Annotated in this window: 21 protein-coding genes; 12 read left to right on the forward strand and 9 right to left on the reverse strand. The window is 33.8% G+C overall.

Translation table 11 applies throughout. The features are described 5' to 3' along the window. Window positions 1-40 precede the first annotated feature (40 nt). The 3 genes from C8N41_RS14440 (at window position 41) to C8N41_RS14450 (ending at window position 5,325) form a co-directional block, all read left to right on the forward strand. Window positions 41-2,206 carry an endonuclease MutS2 gene (locus C8N41_RS14440; protein ID WP_115839781.1) on the forward strand — a complete coding sequence of 722 codons (2,166 nt, stop codon included), beginning with the start codon at window positions 41-43 and terminating at the stop codon, window positions 2,204-2,206. A 195-nt stretch (window positions 2,207-2,401) separates the two neighbouring features. Beyond that, entirely contained in the window at window positions 2,402-2,824 is a 423-nt protein-coding gene (locus C8N41_RS14445; RefSeq protein ID WP_115839782.1) for a thiol-disulfide oxidoreductase DCC family protein, read from the forward strand. A 365-nt stretch (window positions 2,825-3,189) separates the two neighbouring features. Next, on the forward strand, window positions 3,190-5,325 hold the full coding sequence (locus C8N41_RS14450) for a DUF4139 domain-containing protein (protein ID WP_170137133.1): 2,136 nt from the start codon (window positions 3,190-3,192) through the stop codon (window positions 5,323-5,325). A 149-nt stretch (window positions 5,326-5,474) separates the two neighbouring features. Here the strand turns inward: C8N41_RS14450 and C8N41_RS14455 are convergent, their stop codons facing one another. From C8N41_RS14455 to aroC, 4 genes are all read right to left on the reverse strand, one after another. Then, window positions 5,475-5,807 carry a hypothetical protein gene (locus C8N41_RS14455; RefSeq protein WP_092447598.1) on the reverse strand — a complete coding sequence of 111 codons (333 nt, stop codon included), beginning with the start codon at window positions 5,805-5,807 and terminating at the stop codon, window positions 5,475-5,477. A 4-nt stretch (window positions 5,808-5,811) separates the two neighbouring features. Continuing rightward, the gene (locus C8N41_RS14460; protein ID WP_115839784.1) at window positions 5,812-6,639 is read right to left on the reverse strand and encodes a sulfurtransferase; all 828 of its coding nucleotides are present in this window, start codon (window positions 6,637-6,639) and stop codon (window positions 5,812-5,814) included. 108 nt (window positions 6,640-6,747) lie between these two features. Next, the gene (locus C8N41_RS14465; protein WP_115839785.1) at window positions 6,748-8,193 is read right to left on the reverse strand and encodes a dicarboxylate/amino acid:cation symporter; all 1,446 of its coding nucleotides are present in this window, start codon (window positions 8,191-8,193) and stop codon (window positions 6,748-6,750) included. A gap of 63 nt (window positions 8,194-8,256) precedes the next feature. Continuing rightward, on the reverse strand, window positions 8,257-9,327 hold the full coding sequence (aroC, locus tag C8N41_RS14470) for a chorismate synthase (protein ID WP_115839786.1): 1,071 nt from the start codon (window positions 9,325-9,327) through the stop codon (window positions 8,257-8,259). A gap of 166 nt (window positions 9,328-9,493) precedes the next feature. Here aroC and C8N41_RS14475 point away from each other — a divergent pair, with 166 nt between their 5' ends. After that, a complete protein-coding gene (locus tag C8N41_RS14475; RefSeq protein ID WP_115839787.1) occupies window positions 9,494-10,402 on the forward strand; it encodes a UDP-2,3-diacylglucosamine diphosphatase in 909 nt (302 codons plus the stop codon). Between the two features lies 1 nt (window position 10,403). On the opposite strand, the gene C8N41_RS14480 is transcribed toward C8N41_RS14475, so the two are convergent. Further along, on the reverse strand, window positions 10,404-13,334 hold the full coding sequence (locus C8N41_RS14480; protein WP_115839788.1) for an FAD-binding and (Fe-S)-binding domain-containing protein: 2,931 nt from the start codon (window positions 13,332-13,334) through the stop codon (window positions 10,404-10,406). A 141-nt stretch (window positions 13,335-13,475) separates the two neighbouring features. On the opposite strand from C8N41_RS14480, the gene C8N41_RS14485 reads away from it, so the two are divergent. Continuing rightward, complete coding sequence (locus tag C8N41_RS14485; protein WP_092447848.1) at window positions 13,476-13,958, forward strand: hypothetical protein; 483 nt, start codon at window positions 13,476-13,478, stop codon at window positions 13,956-13,958. Between the two features lie 67 nt (window positions 13,959-14,025). Then, window positions 14,026-15,747 carry an FAD/NAD(P)-binding protein gene (locus C8N41_RS14490; RefSeq protein WP_115839789.1) on the forward strand — a complete coding sequence of 574 codons (1,722 nt, stop codon included), beginning with the start codon at window positions 14,026-14,028 and terminating at the stop codon, window positions 15,745-15,747. Here the strand turns inward: C8N41_RS14490 and C8N41_RS14495 are convergent. Further along, a complete protein-coding gene (locus C8N41_RS14495; protein ID WP_115839790.1) occupies window positions 15,740-16,513 on the reverse strand; it encodes a TIGR03915 family putative DNA repair protein in 774 nt (257 codons plus the stop codon). The genes C8N41_RS14490 and C8N41_RS14495 overlap by 8 nt on opposite strands. Further along, on the reverse strand, window positions 16,514-17,776 hold the full coding sequence (locus tag C8N41_RS14500; RefSeq protein ID WP_115839791.1) for a putative DNA modification/repair radical SAM protein: 1,263 nt from the start codon (window positions 17,774-17,776) through the stop codon (window positions 16,514-16,516). 197 nt (window positions 17,777-17,973) lie between these two features. On the opposite strand from C8N41_RS14500, the gene C8N41_RS14505 reads away from it, so the two are divergent. Continuing rightward, window positions 17,974-18,573, forward strand: coding sequence for a hypothetical protein (locus tag C8N41_RS14505; protein ID WP_249033285.1), 600 nt, complete (start codon window positions 17,974-17,976; stop codon window positions 18,571-18,573). Window positions 18,574-18,631: 58 nt separating this feature from the next. Here the strand turns inward: C8N41_RS14505 and C8N41_RS14510 are convergent, their stop codons facing one another. Next, the gene (locus C8N41_RS14510; RefSeq protein ID WP_115839792.1) at window positions 18,632-20,158 is read right to left on the reverse strand and encodes a GH3 family domain-containing protein; all 1,527 of its coding nucleotides are present in this window, start codon (window positions 20,156-20,158) and stop codon (window positions 18,632-18,634) included. Between the two features lie 20 nt (window positions 20,159-20,178). Further along, complete coding sequence (locus C8N41_RS14515; RefSeq protein ID WP_115839793.1) at window positions 20,179-20,496, reverse strand: four-helix bundle copper-binding protein; 318 nt, start codon at window positions 20,494-20,496, stop codon at window positions 20,179-20,181. 184 nt (window positions 20,497-20,680) lie between these two features. Here C8N41_RS14515 and C8N41_RS14520 point away from each other — a divergent pair, with 184 nt between their 5' ends. The 5 genes from C8N41_RS14520 (at window position 20,681) to C8N41_RS14540 (ending at window position 24,641) form a co-directional block, all read left to right on the forward strand. Beyond that, window positions 20,681-21,190: a DUF421 domain-containing protein gene (locus C8N41_RS14520; RefSeq protein ID WP_092447587.1), complete on the forward strand. Its 510-nt coding sequence runs from the start codon at window positions 20,681-20,683 to the stop codon at window positions 21,188-21,190. Between the two features lie 113 nt (window positions 21,191-21,303). Further along, complete coding sequence (gene gcvT, locus C8N41_RS14525) at window positions 21,304-22,386, forward strand: glycine cleavage system aminomethyltransferase GcvT (RefSeq protein ID WP_115839794.1); 1,083 nt, start codon at window positions 21,304-21,306, stop codon at window positions 22,384-22,386. A gap of 24 nt (window positions 22,387-22,410) precedes the next feature. Next, complete coding sequence (locus tag C8N41_RS14530; protein ID WP_115839795.1) at window positions 22,411-23,250, forward strand: sugar nucleotide-binding protein; 840 nt, start codon at window positions 22,411-22,413, stop codon at window positions 23,248-23,250. 105 nt (window positions 23,251-23,355) lie between these two features. Next, window positions 23,356-23,643, forward strand: coding sequence for a 4a-hydroxytetrahydrobiopterin dehydratase (locus tag C8N41_RS14535; RefSeq protein WP_092447584.1), 288 nt, complete (start codon window positions 23,356-23,358; stop codon window positions 23,641-23,643). A 251-nt stretch (window positions 23,644-23,894) separates the two neighbouring features. Beyond that, window positions 23,895-24,641, forward strand: coding sequence for a YebC/PmpR family DNA-binding transcriptional regulator (locus tag C8N41_RS14540; protein ID WP_115839796.1), 747 nt, complete (start codon window positions 23,895-23,897; stop codon window positions 24,639-24,641). Window positions 24,642-24,656 lie beyond the last annotated feature (15 nt).

Genomic DNA, 24,656 nt, shown 5'->3' on the forward strand with positions numbered 1-24,656 from the left:
AAAACTCTAAATTTGCAACTCTAAATTTGTAGCCTTTCATATGATAAATATTCATGAAAAAACATTAAAAGACCTCGAGTTTTTTACCGTTTTAAATCAAGTTAGCGAACATACTCTTACAGCTTTAGGAAAAGAAGCAGTATTGGCAACTCTTCCTTTTAAAGAAGAGCAACGGCTGCTATTAGAACTTGATTTTACAAATGAATACTTATCTTCTTTTGATAATGATAATCGCATTCCAAATCACGGTTTTGATTCGATTTCTAAAGAACTAAAACTTTTAAAAATAGAAAACACGTATTTAGAGGTGCATAGCTTACAGAAAATTGTAAGCATGTCTATTACGGTTAATTCCATTCTAATTTTCTTAAAGAAGTTTGAAACCTATTACCCTAAACTCTATCAAAATAGTCAAGATATTGAAGTTACTAAAGTCATTATTGAACAAGTCGATGCAGTTATTGATCGGTTTGGTGATATTAAGGATGATGCCTCTCCCGTACTTTTAAATTTAAGACGCACCATAAATCAACTAAAAGGTAAAATAAACAGCAGTTTTACTTCTGCATTAAACACCTATCATAATTTAGAATATCTCGATGATATTAGAGAGTCCGTTGTAGATAACAAGCGTGTGCTTGCAGTTAAGGCTATGTATCGTAGAAAAGTAAAAGGTGCTATAATGGGTGGAAGTAAAACGGGTAGCATCGTTTATATTGAACCTGAAACGACCTTACAACACACAAGGGAGCTGAACAATTTAGAATATGAGGAAAAAGAAGAGGTCATAAAAATTTTAAAATCCCTTACCGATTATATTCGTTTGTTTTCTCCACTTCTTAAAGATTACCAGGAATTTTTAACGGAATTAGACGTTATATCTGCCAAAGCAAAATATGCACAAAGTATGAATGCTATTTTGCCAGAATTCTCAGAAGAACGCCGTATGTATTTGCGTGATGCTTATCATCCGTTACTGTTTTTAAATAATAAAGAAAAAGTGGAAACGACTTATCCTCAAACGATAGGATTAGAAAAAGACAGTAGAATTATTGTAATTTCCGGACCAAATGCAGGAGGAAAAAGTATTACCTTAAAAACAGTTGGTTTGCTACAAGTAATGTTGCAAAGTGGTATGCTTATTCCTGTACACGAGCGCAGTAAAGTGTGTTTATTCGATAGAGTTTTGAGTGATATTGGTGATAATCAATCCATTGAAAACCATTTAAGCACATACAGTTATCGTCTTAAACAGATGAATTATTTCCTCAGAAAATGTAATAATAAAACCTTATTCTTAATCGATGAGTTTGGAACAGGAAGTGATCCAGAATTAGGAGGTGCTTTAGCAGAAACGTTTTTAGAAGTTTTCTATGAGCGAGAAGCCTTTGGCATTATCACTACCCACTACTCTAACCTCAAATTATTAGCCAATGAGTTGCCATACATGGAAAACGCTAATATGCTTTTTAACGAACGTACATTAGAACCGATGTACAAATTGGTGGTTGGCCAAGCAGGAAGTTCGTTTACGTTTGAAGTGGCACAGAAAAACGGCATTCCATATAGCTTAATTAATAAATCTAAAAAGAAAATTGAGCGCGGCAAAGTCCGGTTCGATGCAACAATTGCGAAGCTTCAAAAAGAACGCAGTAAATTAGAACGCACCGAACGTTCACTTAAAGAAAACGAAAAGAAGAAGTTGTCCGAAGCTGATAAGCTAGAAGAAGTCAATGCTAAAGTTCAAAAGAAATTAGAAAGCTTTCAAGAGTTATATGATTCTAACCAACGCTTAATTTACTTAGGTCAAAAAGTCAATGATATCTCAGAAAAGTATTTTGAAAATAAAAAGAAACGCGAGTTAATGGCTGAACTCTTTAAATTGGTTCAAATTGAAAATTCAAAGCGTAAAAAATTAACAGCGAAACAAAAACGCGCCGAAAAGCATAAAGAACGCCAAGTAAAAGCAGAAGCAGAAAAGAAAGTTGAAGTCATTCGTAAGAAGAAAAAAGCAGCTAAAAAGAAAGAAGTTAAAGTAGAAAAACCTAAACCTATTATACGTGTAGGTGATCGGGTACGCATGCAAGATGGACGAGCAATTGGCAGTGTCGATTCAATAGAAAAAGGCAAAGCCAACGTTAATTATGGTATGTTTACCACCAACGTTAGCTTAGATCAATTGGAATTGGTTGAAGCTAAAAAATAAAACGAAGAACTTCAACATCCCTTACACTAATTTGTAAGCTACTATAGTAAATGAAGAAGAGGATTTAACGTCTTTTTTAAATGCCTTACAGTCATAATACTTATCTTTGCCTCATTCTGTCCTATTGACGAAGGCAGACATCCATAAATAAAACCTGAGGCTTAAAATATATTCCTGGCTTCTAAGGAATGACACATGATGTTAGAAATTCCAAAAAACAAACAATTAATACTCTTCGACGGAGTTTGCAATCTCTGTAACTCTAGCGTTTTGTATGTAATAAAACGAGATCAAAAAGATAAATTCTTGTTTGCTCCTTTACAGAGTGACATTGGAAAGACTATCATTAAAAAATTTCATATAGATACAGAAAAAACTGATTCTATATTATTATACAATCCTGAACAAGATCGTTTAACATATAAATCAACAGCGGCATTATTAATTGCTAAGGACTTAAAATTTCCTACTAACCTAATGGCTGTTTTTTTAATAGTGCCTGCTTTTATAAGAAATTGGGTTTATAATTATATTGCCAAACACCGTTATCAATGGTATGGAAAAAAGGAAGCTTGCATGATTCCTACTCCTGAGTTAAAATCTAAATTTTTAGATTAAATAAAAAGCCTTTTCGCAACCAACGAAAAGGCTTTTTTAAATTAACAACTTACTTAAAACTAATGTCAACAAAAAAATGTATCAATTTTGTATTGAGCAATATTAAATTGATTAATAGCACACTATTTTATTACCACAAAGATATAGACCGCTTAAAAAGCAGCCTAAAATAATCGTTATACACACTTGTAATAATGATTTAGGTTTAAAAAATGTCAATTCTATCTATCAATAACATTTTAACAGTAATTGTCTTACTAATCAATAACGTAGGTTCACGTATTATACTTTACACTTCACTCATTGTAAATTACATAGCGATACTAAGTGTTTTAATTTTGAATAAACCAAAACACTTTTTCACTATGATTATCCAATCAATTTTTTTAAAAAAGCCACTATGCATTTTATTTCTTCTTGCATTACAAATGGTACAAGCATCACAACAACCTAGTAAAATAAAAACAGTCACCGTATACTTGGATGGAGCAGAAATAAACAGAGAATCTACAGTAAAAATTGATGCAGGGAAATCTGAAATCACGTTGAACGGATTGTCACCTTTTATAGAAGAAAGCAGCATCCAAATCTCAGGATTAAAAGACGCTTCTATTTTATCTATTAATTATGGCATCAATTTTTTATCTAAACAAAAGAAAAGCGATTCCATCGTAACATTACAAAATAAATTAACAGTATTAGAGGATAAGATACAATACCAACACCATTTAATTGCTGGTTATAATGAAGAACTAAGTCTATTACAAAAAAACAAAACATTAGGCAATGCCTCTGAAGTTGTTAATCTAGAAAAGTTGAAAACCTTTGCGACCTACTATAGAACGCGGATTACAGCACTTAAAATAGACCTAGATAATTCTAATTCCAAAATTCTAGATTACCAAGAACTGAAGTCTGATATAAACTTACAGTTAAAAGAATTAAACGTTATTAAAAAAGTACAAACCGGCGAAATTAAAATTAAGCTAAATAGCACTATCGCTACAACACTAGACTTAAAAATTACATACAATATTAAGAATGCCGGTTGGTTTCCTGTGTACGACTTAAAGGCTGATAAAATTAATAGTCCTATTAATTTGGAGTATAAAGCGCATGTTTTTCAAAACTCGGGTTGCGACTGGACGGATGTTAATTTGGTACTTTCTACAAGCGATCCCAATACTAATAATACAAAACCTATTGTGAACCCCAAGTATTTAAACTTTGTAAACCCATATCGCAACTACCAATCACAAAGGGCCACTAGAAGCTATAATTACAAGTACAATCCTTTAGTTAAAAATGTTTCTGGCGTTGTAACATCATCGTCAGATGGTTTACCATTACCTGGAGTTAGCGTTCTTGAAAAAGGAACTTCCAACGGTATAGAAACTGATTTTGACGGTCGTTATACTCTAAAAACAACATCTGGAAATACATTACAATATTCCTATGCAGGTATGAAAACAGAAACCTTACCAATTCACTCTAGTATTATGAATGTTTCATTAGATGATGCCAATACTTTAGACGAAGTAGTCGTGGTTGGTTACGGAACAAAAGGTGAAAAATCAATCTCTAAAGCGATTTCTACAGTGAAATCTGAAGAAATATCTCACGCTTTAAAAGGACAAGTTGCTGAAGTCAATATACGAGGTGTTGGTAGTTTAAAATCAACATCTAATCCGCTATATATTGTTGATGGTGTACCCTTTACTGATAAACACATAAATAATATAAATCCTGATGATATTTTAGATATAAAAGTGCTTAAGGATGCATCCTCAACCAGTATGTACGGCAGTCGTGGATCCAATGGTGTTGTTTTAATTACATTAAAAGAAGCGTCTAAAAGTAAGATAAACAACTTAGGTATTACTGTAGAAACAGGGATTATGAATACCAGATTCGAGATAAATAAAATGCATTCAATTCCATCTGACGGTGATATTTCGGTTATAGACATTGACCAGTTTAGTGTACCAGCCTCTTATAATTATTTTGCAGCGCCTATTCTAAATGAAAATGTATTCTTAACTGCTAAAATTGGAAATTGGGAACAGTACAATTTATTACCAGCTGAAGCAAATATATATTTTGAAGGAAGTTATTCTGGTAAAACCAACATTAACCCAAGTGCCACTACAGATAGTTTAACGGTGTCGTTAGGTGTAGATCCTAATATTATAGTAAAACGCAAACAACGGAACGATTTTAAAAAGACAACATTTATAGGAAACAATAGAGTGATTCAAAAAGCCTTTGAAATTGAAATAAAAAACAATAAACCTACCGATATTCAACTCACATTATTAGATCGCATACCAAAAAGCCAAGATAAAACCATTAAAATTGACGATATAGAAACCGGAAGCTCTAAATACGATGAAGATAATGGTATCTTAACGTGGCGACTAAATTTAAAATCGAGTGCCACAGAAAATGTTAAACTTTCGTATTCTGTAAAATTTCCGAAAGGTAAACGCGTTAACTTATAACAAAACACACAGCCTCAAAATAAAATAGCTTCAGTTAAACCCTAACTTCTGTTAGTTAGGAACGAGTTTAATTCTCATAAGAAGAATGTCTAACTTCTTGTAAGTGTCATTAAAATTGGCAGAACCACTATTTTCGTTTTGAGGCTTTTTTACTGCTTTAGTAAGCGCTCTAGAAAACGATACATATTTTCTTCTGTAACATCAAATGCCTCATCAGATAAAAATAAAACCTTTACATCTTCGAGTAAGATGTCTACATCATCTTTAGCATAATTATGTTGCTCTAAACTCGTCATGATTTTCTTGATACCTTGGTAATCGTTGTCACGATTAAATTCATCATGTATATCTTGAAATGTTTGCTTATCGATTTTAGAAAGAATCATGTCTCTTTCTTCAGGAGTTTCTTTAAAATCAGAATTTGCAGCAAAAAGTAAAATGTAGGCTACGAGTTCATCTCGTGTCCAGTCGATTGTGTTCATTGAATTAAGGTGTTAAGCTTCCATATTCTGTCCATGAACCATCATAGACAATTAAATTATTATAATTACAAAGTGTCGCTCCTAAGGCTAAAATACAAGCCGTAATACCAGAGCCGCAACTAAAAACTATTTGAGTTTCATTTGCGACTAAAGTATTAAAGATTTTTAGAAGTTCTTTTTTAGGTTTCATTATATAACCATTAAATAATGTCGTGTAAGGTAAATTTTTTGAATTAGGAATTGTACCACGTCGCAATCCTTCCCTAGGTTCATCAACCTTACACATAAAGCGGTCTTTTGAACGTGCATCTACAATTAAAGTGTCTTCTTCAGTAATGTACTCTTGTAAACCTTTAAAATCCGTCATTAATTGCGGCTGAAAACCAGCAATAAAATCACCTTTATCATAACAGTCTTCATTATAATTTTCAACTTGAAATCCTTTCAGTTGCCATTGCGGTAGACCTCCATCTAAGACCGCTACATTTTTAAAGCCAAATACTTTAAACAGCCACCAAACTCTAGCACTAGAATAGATACCCTTATCATCATAAACGATAATTACGGAATCGTTATAAATACCTAAGCCTTGAGCTTCGCTTTCAAATTGTGATTTTGAAGGTAACGTGCTCGGAAATGGAGCGGCAATATCACTAAACTTTTGTTTAATATCAAAATACCGCGCATTGGGTATACGTATAGCAGCCGAACTGATTACCTTATTTATGGTACCATCTAGCAAAATGAGGTTACTAGCGTTATAGTGCTTTTGAAGCCATTCAACTGAAACCAAATCTGAAGTAACATCAACTAGGTCCAACGGATTATTCATGATCTCTGTAGAATTGAATATGACACCTTAATGGGCAAATCATGTATTTCGTTTTAATTTGAATAGCATAAAGTTAAAATAATTTATCAAACTTCAATAGATAGCTTTTTAAGAATCTAAATCAAATGTTTCAGAAGGATTTTCGTGTGCTTCATAATTCAACATATTTTCACCATCTGCAATTATAGAACATACTGTAGCATCACCTGTGACATTCACTACCGTTCTAAACATATCTAATATTCTATCTACAGGAAATATGATGGCAATCCAAGCCGGATTTAATCCAACAGAGCTCAATACAATAATCAACATAACTAAACCTGCACTTGGTACCGCAGCTGAACCGATGGAAGCTAACGTAGCTGTTAATACTACTGTAATTTGTTGACTTATGGTTAAATCGATCATATGTAATTGCGCTAAAAATATAACAGCTACAGCTTGATACATACTTGTACCATCCATATTAACAGTGGCTCCAATAGGCAGTACAAAACTACTTATCTTTTTATCGACGCCTAAATTCTCTTCTACACATTCCATAGTGACAGGAAGTGTGGCAGCACTACTCGATGTTGAAAATGCTAAAGTTTGTGCTGGACTCATAGCTTTAAAGAATCCGGTATATGGTATTTTCTTAACAAATAGTTTTAAAACTAAAGGATAAATTACAAATATCATTAATATTAATCCCGCTAAAACAGTTAACGAATACCAACTTAAGCCTTTGAAAATCTCGACAACTTTACCGATGTCATCGCCAGCCATTTTACTTACAACACCTGCAAGTAAAGCAAATACAAAAAATGGTGCACCTTGCATTACAATGTCCACCATTTTTAAAAAGACTTCATTTATTCCGTTAACTAAGTTTAAAACTGGAAGTGATTTGTCTGAAGGTATAAATAACAGACAGACACCAAAGAATATGGCAAAAAAGATGATTTGTAACATTAAGCCATTATCGGATAAAGAATGGAAAAAATTACTAGGAACTACATCTATCAATGGTTGTAAAGGGGATGTTTCCTTACGTTCTTCAACTGTTTCCATTTTGTCTGCAACAGCAGCTTCTTTTAATTCACTTTTGGATAATTCTGAAATTTGCTGCGCACGTTTAAAAAACTTTGGATCTTGAAGGTAGTTGATGCCATCTTTTATGTCATGGCCTTCGCTATCTGCCCAAATCTCGTAACTAATACGATTATCTATTCGGCTTTGTTCATCAATAAGTTCTCCTGGTTTAAAAACATTAACAAGTACTAATCCCAAAGAAATAGCCATAATCGTGGTAAGCAGGTAAATCCCTAAGGTCTTCCCTCCCATTCTACCTAAGCTTTTAGGATCGCCAATATTAGCTACACCACTTATAATTGAAAATAAAACCAATGGTACTGCTATAAGCTTTAATAAATTAATGAAAATAGTACCAAAAGGATCAATCCAATCTATAGTAAATTGACTCCATCCCATTGAGCTAGAAATTAAAGCCCAAATGATACCGAGTACCATTCCTATAATAATTTTCCAATGTAGTGCTAGTTTTTTCATATGTAATACTTCTATAAAGCAGGATTTTGTTGGTTTATAATTATATTTCTAATCTAAGGAGAATTACCAATCTCTAGATTCTTGTCGTCGCAGCAACATGTTATCGGCTATCACTAAAGCAGCCATAGCTTCAACAATAGGCACAGCTCTTGGCACTACACAAGGGTCGTGCCTGCCTTTACCTTGCATTTCTACAATTTCACCAGCGCTATTTAAAGCATCTTGTTTTTGAATCACGGTGGCTACAGGTTTAAAAGCCACTCTAAAATAAATATCCATACCGTTAGAAATACCACCTTGGATGCCTCCAGATAAGTTCGATTTAGTACTTCCATCTTCATTAAACAAATCGTTGTGCTCACTACCTTTCATTTTAGCACCACAAAACCCACTTCCATATTCAAAACCTTTTACGGCGTTTATAGATAGCATCGCTTTACCGAGTTCTGCATGGAGTTTATCAAAAACAGGCTCACCTAGTCCTACGGGTACATTTTGAATCACACATGTAACCGTTCCTCCAATGGTATCTCCTTGTTTTTTAATAGCTTCTACTTTTGAGATCATCTTCTCAGCTGAAGCTTCATCTGGACAACGAATAACATTTGATTCAGTTTTACTAAAATCTAAATCTTGATAAGGTTTGTCTATAAATATGTCACCTACCGAAGAGGTAAACGCATGTATTTTAATGTTACTTAACATTTGTTTAGCAATGGCTCCTGCAACCACACGAGATGCGGTTTCGCGCGCAGAACTCCGTCCGCCACCTCTATAATCTCTAATACCGTATTTTTTATCGTAGGTATAATCAGCATGACTCGGTCGATACACATCCTTTATATGCGAATAATCTTTAGATTTTTGGTTGGTGTTATGAATTACAAAACCAATTGGAGTGCCAGTAGTGACTCCTTCAAAAATACCAGAATAGAATTCAACTGTATCAGGCTCTTTACGTTGTGTTACAATTTTAGATTGCCCTGGTTTTCTTCGATCTAAGTCGTGCTGAATCGCTTCTAAATCGATTTTTATTCCTGAAGGACAGCCATCTATGATGCCGCCAATTGCTTTACCGTGAGATTCACCGTAAGTGGTAAGTTTAAATAGTTTTCCGAAGGAATTTCCTGCCATGACAATTTATTTTACGCTAATGTAATTGTTATATTATAAAAATGGAAATGACTTACCGTATTTCATGCCTTCTCTTCCAATTATCTACTTGTAAGATTAATAATGTTAAGGTAATATATAAATAACATTTTCCTCATACTTAGTTAATTATGTGATAACTCAAATCATGAAAAAAATAAGGTTCTTTGTAATACAGATCCTAAACATTGTGAAAATAAGACGAAAAATAGAAATAGCGGTCATTTCAGATGTGCACCTTGGCACTTACGGTTGTCATGCCAAACAGTTATTAACCTACCTGAACAGCATTGAACCTAAAAAATTGATTTTAAATGGTGATATCGTAGATATCTGGCAATTTAAAAAACGTTATTTTCCAAAATCGCACCTTAGTGTTATTAAAAAATTAATGGATTTTGCTGCAAACGGTACCGAAGTCATCTATATCACTGGTAATCACGATGAAATGTTACGAAAATTCGCAGAAACTGAAATAGGGAATATCTCAATTGTAAACAAACTGGTGTTAGATTTAGATGGTAAATTGGCTTGGTTTTTTCATGGTGATGTGTTTGATATTTCTATTCAAAATGCTAAATGGCTAGCAAAACTTGGTGGTTGGGGATATGATTTTCTAATTTTAATAAACCGCTTAGCCAACTGGTTTTCTGATAAAATGGGGAAAGAGCGCTATTCGTTGTCTAAAAAGATTAAAAACAGCGTTAAAGGAGCCGTAAAGTACGTTAATGATTTTGAAAAGGTTGCGACGGATTTAGCCATAGAAAAGGGTTATGATTATGTGGTATGTGGGCATATTCACCAACCTAAAATGGTTATTAAAAAGAATAAGTTTGGTAAAACCACTTATTTAAATTCTGGAGATTGGGTAGAGAATTTTACAGCTTTAGAATACCAGTTTAAGCGTTGGAAAATATATAATTACAACGAGGATAAGTTATCTGCCTTTTATGCCGATGAAGACATAAAGGACATGGATTTACAAGACTTAATTGCTGCCATAACTATTGTGGAACAGCCTAAGTCGGAAAAGAAAAAGAAGAAAAATAAAGACTAAACTAAATCAGTGCTTCTTTTAAAATTGAAATAGGATGTTTGGCTATCTTCCCTGTACCATCCTTTATTTGATGTCTACAACTTGTGCCATTTGCAGCGATAACGATTTTTTCTGAAGCTTTTCTAATTGAAGGAAATAAGGTCTGTTCGCCAATAGACATACTCACTTCGTAATGTTCCTTTTCGTAACCAAAACTACCAGCCATACCACAACAACCACTCGGAATAATTGTAACGCTATAATTTTGAGGTAAATTCAATACATCAAAACTCGATTTCTGATTAGTTAATGCCTTTTGATGACAATGCCCATGAAACTTTATCGTCTTTGAACTCGATGTAAATTGCTCTGGCCTAATATGTCTTAATTCTATTTCTTGTTGAATAAATTCTTCAATTAAGAAGGTATGATTAGCAATAGCTTTTGCGCCTTCTTTATCATCTGCTAACCGTATGTATTCATCTTTAAATGTTAAAATAGCTGAAGGTTCAACACCTATTAATGGTGTAGTTTCCGAGATAAGTGGTTTAAATTTTGTAATGTTATCATTCGCCATTTTTTTAGCGTCTTCAAGTAGACCTTTAGATAGCATTGCACGGCCAGATTCCGAATGGGAAATTAGCGTGACTTTGTAATTTAAACGACTTAAAAGTGTAATCGTATCGATACCAACTTCAGTATCGAGGTGATTTGTAAACTCATCATTAAATAAATAAACTTCTTTAATGTAATTTTCGTCAACTCTATCATTTTTAGCGACTTGAAATTCTTTATATAAACTCTTTCTTGATATCAATGGTAGACTTCTTTCCTTAGCAATACCACTAATAGATTTTATAATAGAACTGGTAAAACCATTTGTAAACATAAAATTTGTAAGCCTTGGTACACGACTCGCATAACCATTAATTTTATTGTTGTAGGCAAATAATTTGGTGCGTATTGGTACTCCATTGGCTTTTTGATATTGGTATTGAAATTCGGCTTTTAAACTCGCCACATCTACACTACTTGGACATTCACTACCACAGGCTTTACAACTCAGACATAAATCAAAAACTGCTTTTAATTCTTTATGGTTAAACCTATTTTCTTTTTCAGAATTGGTTAAAAATTCCCGTAGAGCATTTGCGCGTCCTCGCGTTGTATCTTTTTCATTTCTTGTGGCTCTATAACTGGGACACATGGTACCACCAAATTCTGGTAATTTTCTGCAATCACCAGAGCCATTACATTTTTCAGCTTCGCGTAAAATACCTTGCGTACTAGAAAAATCCATTAAGGTCGTAATCTTTGGTTCGCTTTTGTTAAGTTCATATCTAAAACTTTCATCCATCGGATAAGCTTCGACAATTTTACCAGGATTGAATATGTTATACGGATCGAAAGCAGATTTAATTTGTTTTAAAATAGTATAATTGGCTTCACCAACCATTAAGGGTATAAATTCCGCTCGGACAATACCATCTCCATGCTCACCTGACATTGAACCGTTATATTTCTTAACCAATAACGCCACATCTGTGGTAATGGCTCTAAATAATTTTACATCTTTCTCTTGTTTTAGATCTAAAATAGGACGTAAATGCAGTTCACCAGCTCCTGCATGTGCATAATACACGGCATTTTGCTTGTATGAAGCCATTAAAGCAGTAAATTCAGAGATGTAGGTATCCAAATCTTCTAAAGCCACTGCAGTGTCTTCAATACACGCTACGGCTTTTTTATCACCAATTAAATTTCCTAATAAGCCTAAACCTGCTTTTCGTAATTCTACAGCTCTATCAATTGCTTCTCCTCGTAGAATCGGTGCAGCATAGGCTAATTGAAGGGTATTTACAGCATTTAAAAATGTTTCTATAGCTACTGCTAATTGTTCTTTAGAATGTGCTTTTAGCTCGCACATTAAAATGGCTGCTGGATTTCCTTCTACAAACTGTCGGTTAACTTGCTGAGTTTTATTGTGCTTAGTGAGGTTTAAAATCGTGTCGTCCATCATTTCACAAGTATGCAAATTATGCTGCATTACGGTTTCTACGGACTTTAAGCATTGAGCGACACTTTTAAAATGTAACGCAATTATGGCACTTTCTGTTGGAGGTAAGTCATCGAGCTGTAAAGTGATTTCGGTGGTAAATGCTAGCGTTCCTTCACTACCAGACAACAATTGACACATATTAAATGATTGCGAACTCGACGTTGAAAATACTCCTGAATTTAATAACTCATCAATCGCATAACCTGTGTTTCGTCTATGAATTTCAGGTTTTGGAAAATTATCTCGAATCTGTTTCTGAACTTTTTCAGGTTTTAAGGTTTTATAAATGGTCTTATAAATAGCACCTTCTAGCGTTTCCATCTTTAGTTTTTGATGAAATTCATCCACAGATAAACTTGAAAATACCGTCTCACTTCCATCACTTAAAATGGTTTTCATTTGTAAGACTTTATCTCGAGTTACTCCGTATTGTATAGAAGTCGTACCAGACGAGTTGTTTCCTACCATACCACCAATCATACAACGATTTGAAGTCGACGTATTAGGACCAAAAAACAAACCAAACGGCTTAAGGTAATTATTCAATTCGTCCCTAACCACACCTGGCTGAACTGTAACCGTTTTTTTAGTTGTATTAATATCTATAATTCGTGTAAAATATTTAGAAACATCAACGACAATACCATCACCAACGCATTGTCCGGCTAAAGAAGTTCCGGCAGTTCTTGGTATTAAGGAGGTGTTATAGGTCTTAGCAAACGCAATTAAAAGCTTAATATCATTGTTGTGCTTAGGGAGTGCGACAGCCAAAGGTAATTTTCTATACACAGAAGCGTCTGTAGCGTAAAGCTTACGCATTAAATCATCAAAGAATAGTTCGCCGTCTAAGTTAGACTTTAAAGTTTGAAGTGCTTCTGTATATTTTGGTTGCATAAGCGTTAAGAATGATGGGATATGAGTTATAATTTTGTCTTAAAATTAATCTAAATCATCCAATTTTGATATAATTTTGGTGTTATGATTAAATGCAATGTTACAGTTGCTAAAACTAAGAATTTAAAACTCAATTTTATTATGAAGAAATTATTTTTATTAGGTGTATTTGCTTTAGGGTTCGCAAGTTTTTCTAGCGCACAAGAGATTGCAGAGAATGCTATTGGATTAAGATTAGGTGATAGTGATGGCTTTGGTACTGAGATTACATACCAACGCGCACTTGGAGACAACAATAGATTGGAAGTAGATTTAGGATGGAGAAGCGGAGATAATTATGACGGCTTTAAATTAGCAGGTTTATACCAATGGGTTTGGAATATTGAAGGAGGATTTAACTGGTATGCAGGTGCTGGTGGTGGATTAGGATCGTACAGCTACGATAATAATGCTGGTGATGATTATAGCGATACATTTGTTTTTGTTGCTGGTGATGTAGGTATTGAATACAGCTTCGATTTTCCGTTATTATTATCCCTAGATTTTAGACCAGAACTTGGTTTTGGTGATTATAATGATGATCTCGATTTTGATATTGCTTTAGGGATTAGATACCAATTTTAAAATAGTTCTAACTTTTATATTCAAAACCACCTTTAGCGAGGTGGTTTTTTGATTATTTTTAATCCCTATGAAACAACTTGCAATCATTGGCATGGGACCTCGAGGTTTATATGCTTTAGAGAATCTACTCATAGAATTGAGTCGTGCTAACACAACAATAGAGATCCATGTGTATGACGCAACTAGCCATCCAGGCACTGGAAATGTTTGGGATAGATCACAGCCAGATTCTAATTGGATAAATATTACCGAACGCGCTTTAGTTGGCATTGAAGCACGTTCAGAAATAAGATATAACAATCATATTATTAAAGCATTTCCATCGTACCTTGATTGGTGTCATTTTTCTCAGTCTAAAAATGAGCCAGATTCATTCCCTCCTCGAAATAAAATGGGACGTTATCTCAATGAACGCTTTCAATCTTTAGAAAATGTTTTAACACAATTTAAATCTTTTAAGTGTATTAAAGCTGAAGTAACACACATCAATGTTAAACATCAAAAACTTCAGGTTTTAACCCATGCGCATCAATTACAATACGATGATGTGTTGCTAACTGTAGGACACCAATCTACAACACCATCTCAACAACTTAAAGAATGGCAATCTCATATTGCCGCATATAACGATTTAACATTATTCAAAGCTACCTACCCTATTTCTCAATTTAAAGCACTTCAAAACACGACGAATACAACCATTGGCATAAGAGGTTTTGGTTTGGCTATGATTGATGTAATGCGCTATCTTACCATTAATAACTTCGGAAATTTTAAAGTTATAAACTCTAATACTTTCGAAACAGTTTATTACAAAAGGAAAGTACAAAATATTACGTTAGTGCCATTTTCGTTAGATGGTTTACCATTAGTACCAAAGCCTCTAAATCAATGTATAGATGAATGGTATGTACCAACTCATCAAGAATTAGATGTTTTTAAATCTGAAATTGAAGCTGTATCGAAATGTACCCAAGAAAAAGATAACATCAATTTTTTAACACATGCTATAGCAACAATTGCGTCGCGAGTGTTTATCGATTTACAAGATAAAAGCATATCGCATACCTTAAGTGAAATCGAAATAAAATCACTGATTATAAATTGGTTAGATGACGAGAATTTTAGTCACAACCTCATTCAGGATCAAAATATTTCTACATATCAACTCATTCAAACGTATATTGATATGGCTTTGGGAGTAATTCCTGTATCGTTAGATTATTGTATCGGACAAGTTTGGCGCCATTGTCAGCCTACACTATATAGAGCGTTTTCACATGCCAAGGTAAATGAAACTATTGTTGAAAAGGTTATTGCTTTAGATGAACGTAGTAAACGCTATTCATACGGACCACCAATTGAAAGCATGCAACAGGTTTTAGCCTTGGTTGACGCACAAATTTTAAACTTAGATTTTGTGTCTCATCCAGATATAAAAGTTTCACATGAAGGCTGGACATTAAAGAATTATAAAAACAAATCCATAAATTGTTCGATAATGATTAATAGCGTTTTGGACGCACCAAAGTTGCTCGATGTAGACACACCTTTAATTAAAAATTTATTGCAGAATGATGTAATTCAGCCTATTCATTCAAAACTAGGAATAGAAACAACTACGGATGGATACGTAAAAACTCCCAAAAGCAAGTCTAAGGTCCACATCGCTGTTTTAGGTCGTTTGGCTAAAGGAAGCGTTATTGGCGTGGATGCTATTTTAGAGTGTTTTGGGCCACGCATAAAAAAATGGGCAAAAGCTTACGTCACAAAACGCACTACTAATTAGGCTGTTTCTCGCTAAGGTATTTCCAATAACGTTTTGGAACGTGCCTAATATGAAGTTTCATATTTTTACGAGATTCAATATTTGTTGCTTTAAAATAATCTTGCCATAACTTTTGAAATTCAAATTCTTGCATCGCAAAAAAAGCATCATCTGTTTTGGTAAAATCGAAATGCTCAGGAAAATCCATGTGCATGAGGTCTACCTTTTCTAAATCATAAAACAAGCCATAACCACGTTTAATATCATAAATCACCCATTTTTGATCTGCATAACGTCTTTTAAAATGTTTTTCTATGAGCGGTAATACATTAAAGTCTGGTTCTATACTCCCAAAATATATCTGATCTTTAGTAAGTCTAAAACGTACAAAAGCTTCCATTCTATGTTTTTCTCTTCCAACGGATTTTGCTATTTGAGCAATTTTTAAAATAGAAGGATGCGAGTAATCGTTGTCTACTTTGTGCTGTTGCCCAAAGGCATAACGCATATAATCTAGCAATAGGTCTTCTACTCCACTGATTTCACTTAAAAAAGCATAATATAATTGATAACTGCCTTGCGCTGATAATTTTAATTTAACACCTTTCCACACTCTATTTGCCTTCTCCTCCTCAGTAATAATAGTCACATTTTCTGAAAACAAACCTTGTTGCGCGGTAAATTTATTTTGAATTTTCACCGAAGTAAGTCGCTGTTCAAAAACATAAAACACGGTAGATAAAAAACCGTCAAACGTACCGTCGTATATAAGATGTTTGGTTTCCATTTATCCGAATAAACTGAGCTGATTACTCAACATCTTTTGATACTTACTGGTTGAATTCTGAAGGATTAAGCCTTTGATTTTTTCAGGAGTTAAATCTCTTTTTTCAAACTGATTACTCTCACAAACCATAAAATATTGTGCTCTATTTAGAGCGACACCTATTTTTTTGAGATGTTCCCAATTTAATCTTCTAAAGCGTCTAGCATTTATAATTTTAAATACAGATTTCATACCTAAACCAGGAATTCTAGCAAGCATGCGCTGATCTGCGGTGTTAACATCAACCGGAAATTCATGAAGGTTACGTAAGGCCCAACTCAATTTAGGATCCACATCTAAATCGAGATGCTGATGTTGCTCATTTAAAATTTCGCTGACATCAAAACCATAAAAGCGCATTAACCAATCGGTTTGATATAGTCTATTTTCTCTTAGCATAGGAACGGCACTTCCTATTTGCGGCAATCGATTATCGTAACTTATAGGCACATAACCAGAATAATACACGCGTTTTAAGTTATAGCTTTTATAAAAATGATTAGAAGTTTGCATAATCTGAAAATCATTTTCACCACTCGCTCCAATAATCATTTGAGTACTTTGTCCTGCAGGTGCAAATTTAGGGGTGCTTTTAATAATTTTCTTTTCGGCTTTATATTGAATGATTTCATTTTTCACCTTAACCATAGGTTTAATAAAATCTTCACGCTTTTTATCGGGTGCCAGTTTTTTAAGTCCGGCTTTCGTGGGAATTTCAATATTAACACTTAAACGATCCGCATAAAGTCCGGCTTCACGCATCAAGTCATCTGAAGCTCCAGGAATAGATTTTAAATGAATATAACCATTAAAGTTTTCTTCGGTTCTCAGTTTTTTAGCCACAGCCACTAACCGTTCCATGGTATAATCGGCACTTTTAAAAATGCCAGAACTAAGAAAAAGACCTTCAATATAATTTCTACGATAGAAATTAATCGTTAAATCCACAACTTCTTGCACTTTAAAAGCTGCACGTTTAACATCATTGCTTTTACGGGTGACGCAATACGCACAATCGAAAATACAGTGATTGGTCAATAAAATTTTTAACAAGGACACACAGCGACCATCTTCTGTATAAGAATGACAAATGCCCATGCCTGTTGCATCTCCTAAACCTTTATTGGTATTAGCGCGTTGACTTCCGCTCGATGAGCACGATACATCATATTTTGCGGCATCGGCTAGTATTTTTAATTTTTCTTGGGTACGTTGAAAAGACAAATAGTTTCCTCCTAATAGCTTTAATTTATTTCTTCACGACAAAGATACTACAATACGTAGCGATTGATTGCCTTTATTTGTAGCAATACTGTATTTTTTAATTATACTTTTTCTATCGCTTTTATGAACGTAAATGGGTCAATATTTTGATGATATCATTTAAGTCTTCTTAGGTAATAACCCTATTTTTCGAAAAGATGAAAATTATTATAATCATATTAATCTTAACGCTACACCAAACTATGAGTGCACAGCACATAATTCCTGAAGATATTAAAAACAACGTCCGTAAAGCTCTGGCCTATTATCCACAGCTGGAAAACACCAAAATTGAATTTCGATTTAAAAAGAACATAAAAAAATCGACCATGCAAGCACGACCGACTTTAGGTAGTTTTTTTAAAAGCAGGAAGAACAGAAACTATGTTATTCTTATAAGTGAAACCTTTAAGATTGCCGACAAATCGTTTTTAACGCGTCATATTCCAGATGATATATTTATTGGCTGGATTGGACATGAATTAGGACATATAATAGATTATCAAAATAGAAGCAAGTTAAATCTTATTTGGTTTGGACTAAAATATCTGCTTTCTCAAAGTCATATCGTTGAAGCTGAACGAGCAGCTGATTCGTTTGCTGTGGCTCATGGAATGGAAGATTACATTCTAAAAACAAAAGATTTTATACTTAATCATGCAGATATAACACCTTCTTATAAAGCCCGAATTGTAAAGTATTATTTGTCACCTGAAGAGATTATGGAACTCGTACAGCATCGTGATGCTTTAAAATAAGATCATTGCATTATATTGAAGCGAAAATCCCCTAAAGTAACCTTTAGGGTTAAAACAGCTATTGTTCATTCACAAAGTCTTCCCAAGCTTTAAACTTTTCATCTCCCATAACACGTTCCATTTTTACTTGGCCTCCTTTTTTCTTATTTCTTTCATTCCAATCGTAAAAATGATGCGGAGGAATTACTTTGACCTTTACGCCTTTTAATGCTTTACTTCGTGCCACTTTATAATTTTTATTGGCCTTTTTTAAACTTTCATCTAAAGCATTTGCAATGGTTGCATTATCTATGGAATTACCTTCAGAACCCAAATACCAATAGTGATAAAACTCACCATCACCACCACGTTTGGCACAGATGGTATATTCTGAAATAGTGATATTAAATTGGTCTTCTAAATCACGCATAGCCGCATCCATCTTATTGACCGATAATTGCGACCCTACGGTATTTAAGAAGAATTTGGTACGACCTGTAATTTTTATTTCAGCACGTTCAATATTGGTAAATTCAATGGTGTCGCCTATTAAATAACGCCAAGCTCCACTCACTGTACTAATGATTAAAACATAATCTTGGTCTAGTTCTACATCATCTAATGTTAATGCCGGAGCCTCTTGTTTTAAGGAACCATCTTGATTGATATATTCAGGTTTAAACGGTACAAACTCAAAATAAATACCATTATCGGTGTTGAGCTGCATGGCATCTGTTTCTGGTCTTACTTGTGTTGCAATGTACCCTTCGGATGCTAAATAAGTATCTATAACCGTTACTGGTTTCCCTAAGAGTGCGTTAAAACTTTTCTCATAAGGAGCAAAAGCTACACCTCCAGATGTATACACTTGTAAATTAGGCCAAATCTCATGGATATGATTTAGGTTATGATAATCAATTACTTTTTGAAGCATTAATTCTATCCACGAAGGAATTCCACTTAAAGCACCAATATCCCAATCTTTGGCACGTTCTGCAATACGTTGTACGCGTTCGTCCCAATCTTCTATTTGTGATATTTCTTCGCCAGGTTTGTAATAACCTCTAAACCACGAGGGAATATTGCTTGCGCTGATACCACTAATTTCGCCTTCGAGATGGTTGTTGTTTTCTTCCAAATCTGTGGAGCTACCCAACATCATTATTTCCTTTTCAAAGAAATCGGCAGGCAAATCAAAATTATTTAAAGAGAAAACCTGTTTAATACCTGCATTTCTTATGGCATCAATCATAGCATCTGTGACAGGAATACGTTTACTCGTTTTCCCAGTAGTACCAGAACTCAACGCAAAATATGACGGTTGTCCTGGCCATGTTACATCTGCTTCACCATTATGATATTTGTGCCACCAAGCTTCATTAATCTGGTTGTAATCAAAATAAGGTACAGATTTTGAAAATTGGTGTTGCAGGTCTTCAGATTTAAGAAGGGCTTCAAAATTGTAATGTTTACCAAACTGTGTCTGTTCTGCTGTTTCGAGTAATTCTCTTAGTACTTTTTTTTGTGCATCTCCATGAATTACTTCAGATGTAAAGGTATCTTTGAGTTCTATAACTCCTTTAATAATATTCCCTAGTATGGCCATTTTTTAGATTTAAGATTTAATTATGCTGCCAATGATTTACAAGCTTCGGCACAGGCTCTACATGTTTTTGCACATGTTTTACAATGCTCATGTGTATGGTCTTCGCAATGATCAGCACAATACTCACAAATTTCTGCACATAATAAGGCATACTGTTTAACATAAGCACTATCTGATGTTATCATTTTTAAAACCGCCTCGCAGGCATCTATACATTGTATGCAGCATTTAGGACAATCGTTATGACTTTCTTTTCCTGCCATTTCAGTAAGGCAAATTCTACAATCTACGATACATTGCTGAACGGCTTCAAGCGTGTTTTTATAAGTTGAATTCATAATTTTTTGTATTTAAAAGTTACAACATCTAAGATCTTGCATATTATTATATAAACGTATTCCGATTCCTAAAACAATTAACCCATTTGATTAAAGCGTAATCAGAGTAACCAAAACAGTAATTGAGCTAAGACCTTCTTAAAATTTATAACATCTTGCCATACCTATTAAAATATAATGTATTATGAAAGACTGGTTTAAATTTTCTACAGATGGACTTTTAGCAATAATTCTCACAGCCATAGGCATTTATATGGCTTTGGTAATTTTAACGCGCATTAGTGGTAAGCGTAGTTTTTCAAAAATGTCGAGTTTTGATTTTGCAATGACTGTTTCTATTGGATCTATTTTAGCAACTGTAATTGTATCGAAGTCAGTGTCACTACAATATGGAATTTTAGGCTTAGTTGTTATCTACAGTCTACAAATGGTTGTGGCAGCAGCCCGACGTTGGACTCCAATAAGAGACATGGTTGATAATACACCAACACTTTTAATGAAAAATGGTAAGCTCATTGAAGCCAATTTAAGAAAATGTAAAGTAACTGAATCTGATGTTAAAGCTAAATTAAGAGAAGCTAATGTTATACAATTATCTGAGGTCAAAGCAGTGGTTTTTGAATCTACAGGAGATATCTCTGTTTTACATGGCTCTGATGATAAAACCATTGACGACTGGATTATGGATTTTTAAAAAATAGCATACAGTGAATCTTATAGAGCACTACGATTTCCTTAGTATCAATTTATAATATTCTTCATAAAATTTATGTAGTTTTGCACATCTAAAATTAAAACAATTCTTACATGAAAGATACAGCCTTATCCTCTACTCACGTTGCACTTGGTGCTAAAATGGTTCCTTTTGCTGGTTATAATATGCCTGTTCAATACGAAGGCGTAAACATAGAACATCAAACCGTTAGGGATGCTGTAGGTGTTTTTGATGTTTCCCATATGGGTGAATTTTTAATTGAAGGTCCAAACGCATTAGCTTTAATACAAAAGGTATCAAGTAATGATGCCTCTAAACTAGAGATCGGTAAAGCTCAATATAGCTGCTTACCAAATGATGATGGTGGTATTGTTGACGACTTAATCATTTATAAAATAAAAGAAGACACTTATTTATTAGTGGTTAATGCAAGTAACATTGAGAAAGATTGGAATTGGATTTCATCTAAAAATGATGTTGGTGCTGAGATGCGCGATTTAAGCGAAGCTTATTCCTTATTAGCCATACAGGGACCAAAAGCTGTTGAAGCGATGCAGTCTTTAACCAGTCATGACTTATCTGCAATTAAATTTTATAATTTTGAGGTTGGTGATTTTGCAGGCATAGAAAATGTAATTATTTCTGCCACAGGTTACACAGGTAGTGGTGGATTTGAAATTTATTGTAAGAATTCTGAAGTAAAACAAATTTGGGATAGCGTTTTTGAAGCCGGAGCTGATTTTGGAATTAAGCCAATAGGTTTAGCGGCTAGAGACACTTTGCGTTTAGAAATGGGCTATTGTTTATACGGAAATGATATTGATGATACCACCTCTCCTATTGAAGCAGGATTAGGCTGGGTTTGTAAATTCAATAAAGATTTTACAAATAGTGAAGCCCTAAAAGCTGAAAAAGAACGTTCGCCAGAACGCAAATTAGTAGCTTTTAAACTTGATGAGCGCGGTATTCCTCGTCATGGTTACGATATCGTAGATGGCAATGGTAACACTATTGGTAATGTAACTTCTGGTACAATGAGTCCAAGTTTAGGAATAGGCATTGGTATGGGATATGTACCAACGGTATTTTCTAAAGTAGATAGTAAAATAGGTATTCAGGTGCGCAAAAAAAGGATTCCTGCAACGGTTGTAAAACCACCTTTTTATAAAGGCTAATTCTATAGAGAGTAGTTTTGATTAATGACGAAGAAAGATTTAGATCCTCAAAAACATCGTATTTTAATACTTGGAGCTAGCGGTTACATTGGTAATTCTATTTATAAGGAATTAGGTCCTTATTTTAGAACTTTTGGAACTTATAGAACACCTAAAAAAGAGTTTGAAAACAATCAGCAATTCTTTCAATATAATGTTGAAGAAGATGATGTATACGAGATCTTACAAGTCTGCCAACCTACTATTGTCATTTCGGCATTGCGTGGCGATTTTAATGCGCAGTTTATAGCACACCAACATATTGCAGAATATATTGTGGCATATAATTGTAAAATTATATTTCTTTCTTCTGCCAATGTTTTTGATGCGTATAGTAAATTTCCTAGCTACGAGCTCGACAAAACTTTAAGTCATAGCATATACGGCCATTTTAAAATTAAAATTGAAAATGCGCTTTTACGCTTGCCTAAAAAGCAAGTGACTATTGTAAGGCTTCCTATGGTTTTTGGAGCCAACTCACCACGATTATTAGACATGAAAACTGCAATTTCGGATAATGACGCCGTTGAAGTTTTTCCGAATTTAATAATGAATGTGATGTACGATAAAAAGTTAACGCAACAGATTCATTATATAGTGAATAGAAATAAAAGCGGAGTTTATCACTTGGGTAGCACGGACTTAGTGCATCATGACGAATTTACAAAAGATCTTTTAGCTTTAATTACGAAGAAAAAAGTAGTTATTAAACAAGTTTTTACAACAAATGAAGATCGGTATTTGGCTGTACTTCCAAAATTTAATAAGTTACCTAAACATCTTCAAATTACGAGTCAGGAAATTTTAGAAGAGCTAGAAAAGTAAACGATTAGTATCTGTGATGTCATTTTACTATTTCTTATTCAAATTACCATAATCACTTCATATTTTTTATTAATTTTAAACTTATAAAAACGATAAAACTACCATATGAAATTAGACGATGCTACTATAGAGAAAAAGTTATTACAATTTCCGGATTGGGACTATTATAATAATGCTATTCATTCAGAATTTGAATTCGACAATTTTAAAGATTGTTTTAGTGCCATGAGTCGCATTGCTTTTGAGTGTGAAGCTCAAAATCACCATCCTAATTGGAGTAACGTATACAACGTGTTAAAAATTTCGCTATCTACGCACGATGTTGGTGGAGTGAGCCAAAAAGATTTCAAATTAGCTGAAGCCATTGAGAATATTGTGGAGGTTGAGGAATAGTTGTTTGTTCTAATGTTTGTACAGATTCTAGTTTTACACTTAAGTATGTTTTGATCTCGGGTGATAAAGTTTCAGAATTTTTAATTTTCAAATTATGACTTATATTTTTTCATATTTAGTTATAAACCTACTCAAACAATTTTAATATTTTCTTAAATTTGCTTTCACCTAATTTTTAGGCATTTTTGTAAAATATAATATCATAAACAGATTTCCGTTTTTTTTCGGAAATTAAAAAAATAAATTTTAAGATGGGAAGAGCTTTCGAATTTAGAAAAGCAAGAAAAATGAAACGTTGGTCAGCTATGAGCAAAGCCTTTACACGTATTGGTAAAGATATTGTAATGGCTGTAAAGGAAGGCGGACCTGATCCCGATAGTAATTCGCGTCTTAGAGCTGTAATACAGAATGCAAAGGCTGTAAATATGCCTAAAGATAATGTAGAACGCGCTATTAAACGCGCTTCAGATAAAAGCCAAGGAGATTATAAAGAAGTCCTTTTTGAAGGTTATGCTCAGCATGGTATTGCAGTTTTAATTGAAACAGCTACAGATAATAATACTCGTACAGTGGCAAATGTGCGTTCGTATTTTAATAAAACAGATGGTAGTTTAGGAACTTCAGGATCTGTTGTTTTTATGTTTGATCACACTTGTAATTTTAAAATTAAAGGAGATAATTTAGACTTAGAAGAATTAGAGTTAGAGTTGATTGACTCTGGTGTTGATGAAATTTTTGAAGATACAGATGTCGATGAAGACGGAGTGGAACACACCAGCGTAATGGTATATGCACCTTTTGAAAGTTTTGGGAGTATCCAGGCTTACTTAGAAGCAAACGATATTGAAATTATTTCATCTGGTTTTGAGCGCATTCCGCAAGTTACTAAGAAGCTTACACCAGAACAAGCCGAAGATGTTGAGAAACTTTTAGAGAAATTAGAAGAAGATGATGATGTACAAAACGTGTACCATACGATGGAAGAGCATGCAGACTAACACTTAGAATATATA

The organism is Winogradskyella sediminis (genome assembly GCF_003387355.1).
GTDB classification, from domain to species: Bacteria; Bacteroidota; Bacteroidia; order Flavobacteriales; family Flavobacteriaceae; genus Winogradskyella; species Winogradskyella sediminis.

What these genes read in the sequence shown, in the direction of transcription:
- C8N41_RS14440 (WP_115839781.1), top strand. Translation starts at nt 41, where the DNA reads ATGATAAATATTCATGAAAAAACATTAAAAGACCTCGAGTTTTTTACC.
- C8N41_RS14445 (WP_115839782.1), top strand. Translation starts at nt 2,402, where the DNA reads ATGATGTTAGAAATTCCAAAAAACAAACAATTAATACTCTTCGACGGA.
- C8N41_RS14450 (WP_170137133.1), top strand. Translation starts at nt 3,190, where the DNA reads ATGATTATCCAATCAATTTTTTTAAAAAAGCCACTATGCATTTTATTT.
- C8N41_RS14455 (WP_092447598.1), bottom strand. Translation starts at nt 5,807, where the DNA reads ATGAACACAATCGACTGGACACGAGATGAACTCGTAGCCTACATTTTA.
- C8N41_RS14460 (WP_115839784.1), bottom strand. Translation starts at nt 6,639, where the DNA reads ATGAATAATCCGTTGGACCTAGTTGATGTTACTTCAGATTTGGTTTCA.
- C8N41_RS14465 (WP_115839785.1), bottom strand. Translation starts at nt 8,193, where the DNA reads ATGAAAAAACTAGCACTACATTGGAAAATTATTATAGGAATGGTACTC.
- aroC (WP_115839786.1), bottom strand. Translation starts at nt 9,327, where the DNA reads ATGGCAGGAAATTCCTTCGGAAAACTATTTAAACTTACCACTTACGGT.
- C8N41_RS14475 (WP_115839787.1), top strand. Translation starts at nt 9,494, where the DNA reads ATGAAAAAAATAAGGTTCTTTGTAATACAGATCCTAAACATTGTGAAA.
- C8N41_RS14480 (WP_115839788.1), bottom strand. Translation starts at nt 13,334, where the DNA reads ATGCAACCAAAATATACAGAAGCACTTCAAACTTTAAAGTCTAACTTA.
- C8N41_RS14485 (WP_092447848.1), top strand. Translation starts at nt 13,476, where the DNA reads ATGAAGAAATTATTTTTATTAGGTGTATTTGCTTTAGGGTTCGCAAGT.
- C8N41_RS14490 (WP_115839789.1), top strand. Translation starts at nt 14,026, where the DNA reads ATGAAACAACTTGCAATCATTGGCATGGGACCTCGAGGTTTATATGCT.
- C8N41_RS14495 (WP_115839790.1), bottom strand. Translation starts at nt 16,513, where the DNA reads ATGGAAACCAAACATCTTATATACGACGGTACGTTTGACGGTTTTTTA.
- C8N41_RS14505 (WP_249033285.1), top strand. Translation starts at nt 17,974, where the DNA reads ATGAAAATTATTATAATCATATTAATCTTAACGCTACACCAAACTATG.
- C8N41_RS14510 (WP_115839792.1), bottom strand. Translation starts at nt 20,158, where the DNA reads ATGGCCATACTAGGGAATATTATTAAAGGAGTTATAGAACTCAAAGAT.
- C8N41_RS14515 (WP_115839793.1), bottom strand. Translation starts at nt 20,496, where the DNA reads ATGAATTCAACTTATAAAAACACGCTTGAAGCCGTTCAGCAATGTATC.
- C8N41_RS14520 (WP_092447587.1), top strand. Translation starts at nt 20,681, where the DNA reads ATGAAAGACTGGTTTAAATTTTCTACAGATGGACTTTTAGCAATAATT.
- gcvT (WP_115839794.1), top strand. Translation starts at nt 21,304, where the DNA reads ATGAAAGATACAGCCTTATCCTCTACTCACGTTGCACTTGGTGCTAAA.
- C8N41_RS14530 (WP_115839795.1), top strand. Translation starts at nt 22,411, where the DNA reads ATGACGAAGAAAGATTTAGATCCTCAAAAACATCGTATTTTAATACTT.
- C8N41_RS14535 (WP_092447584.1), top strand. Translation starts at nt 23,356, where the DNA reads ATGAAATTAGACGATGCTACTATAGAGAAAAAGTTATTACAATTTCCG.
- C8N41_RS14540 (WP_115839796.1), top strand. Translation starts at nt 23,895, where the DNA reads ATGGGAAGAGCTTTCGAATTTAGAAAAGCAAGAAAAATGAAACGTTGG.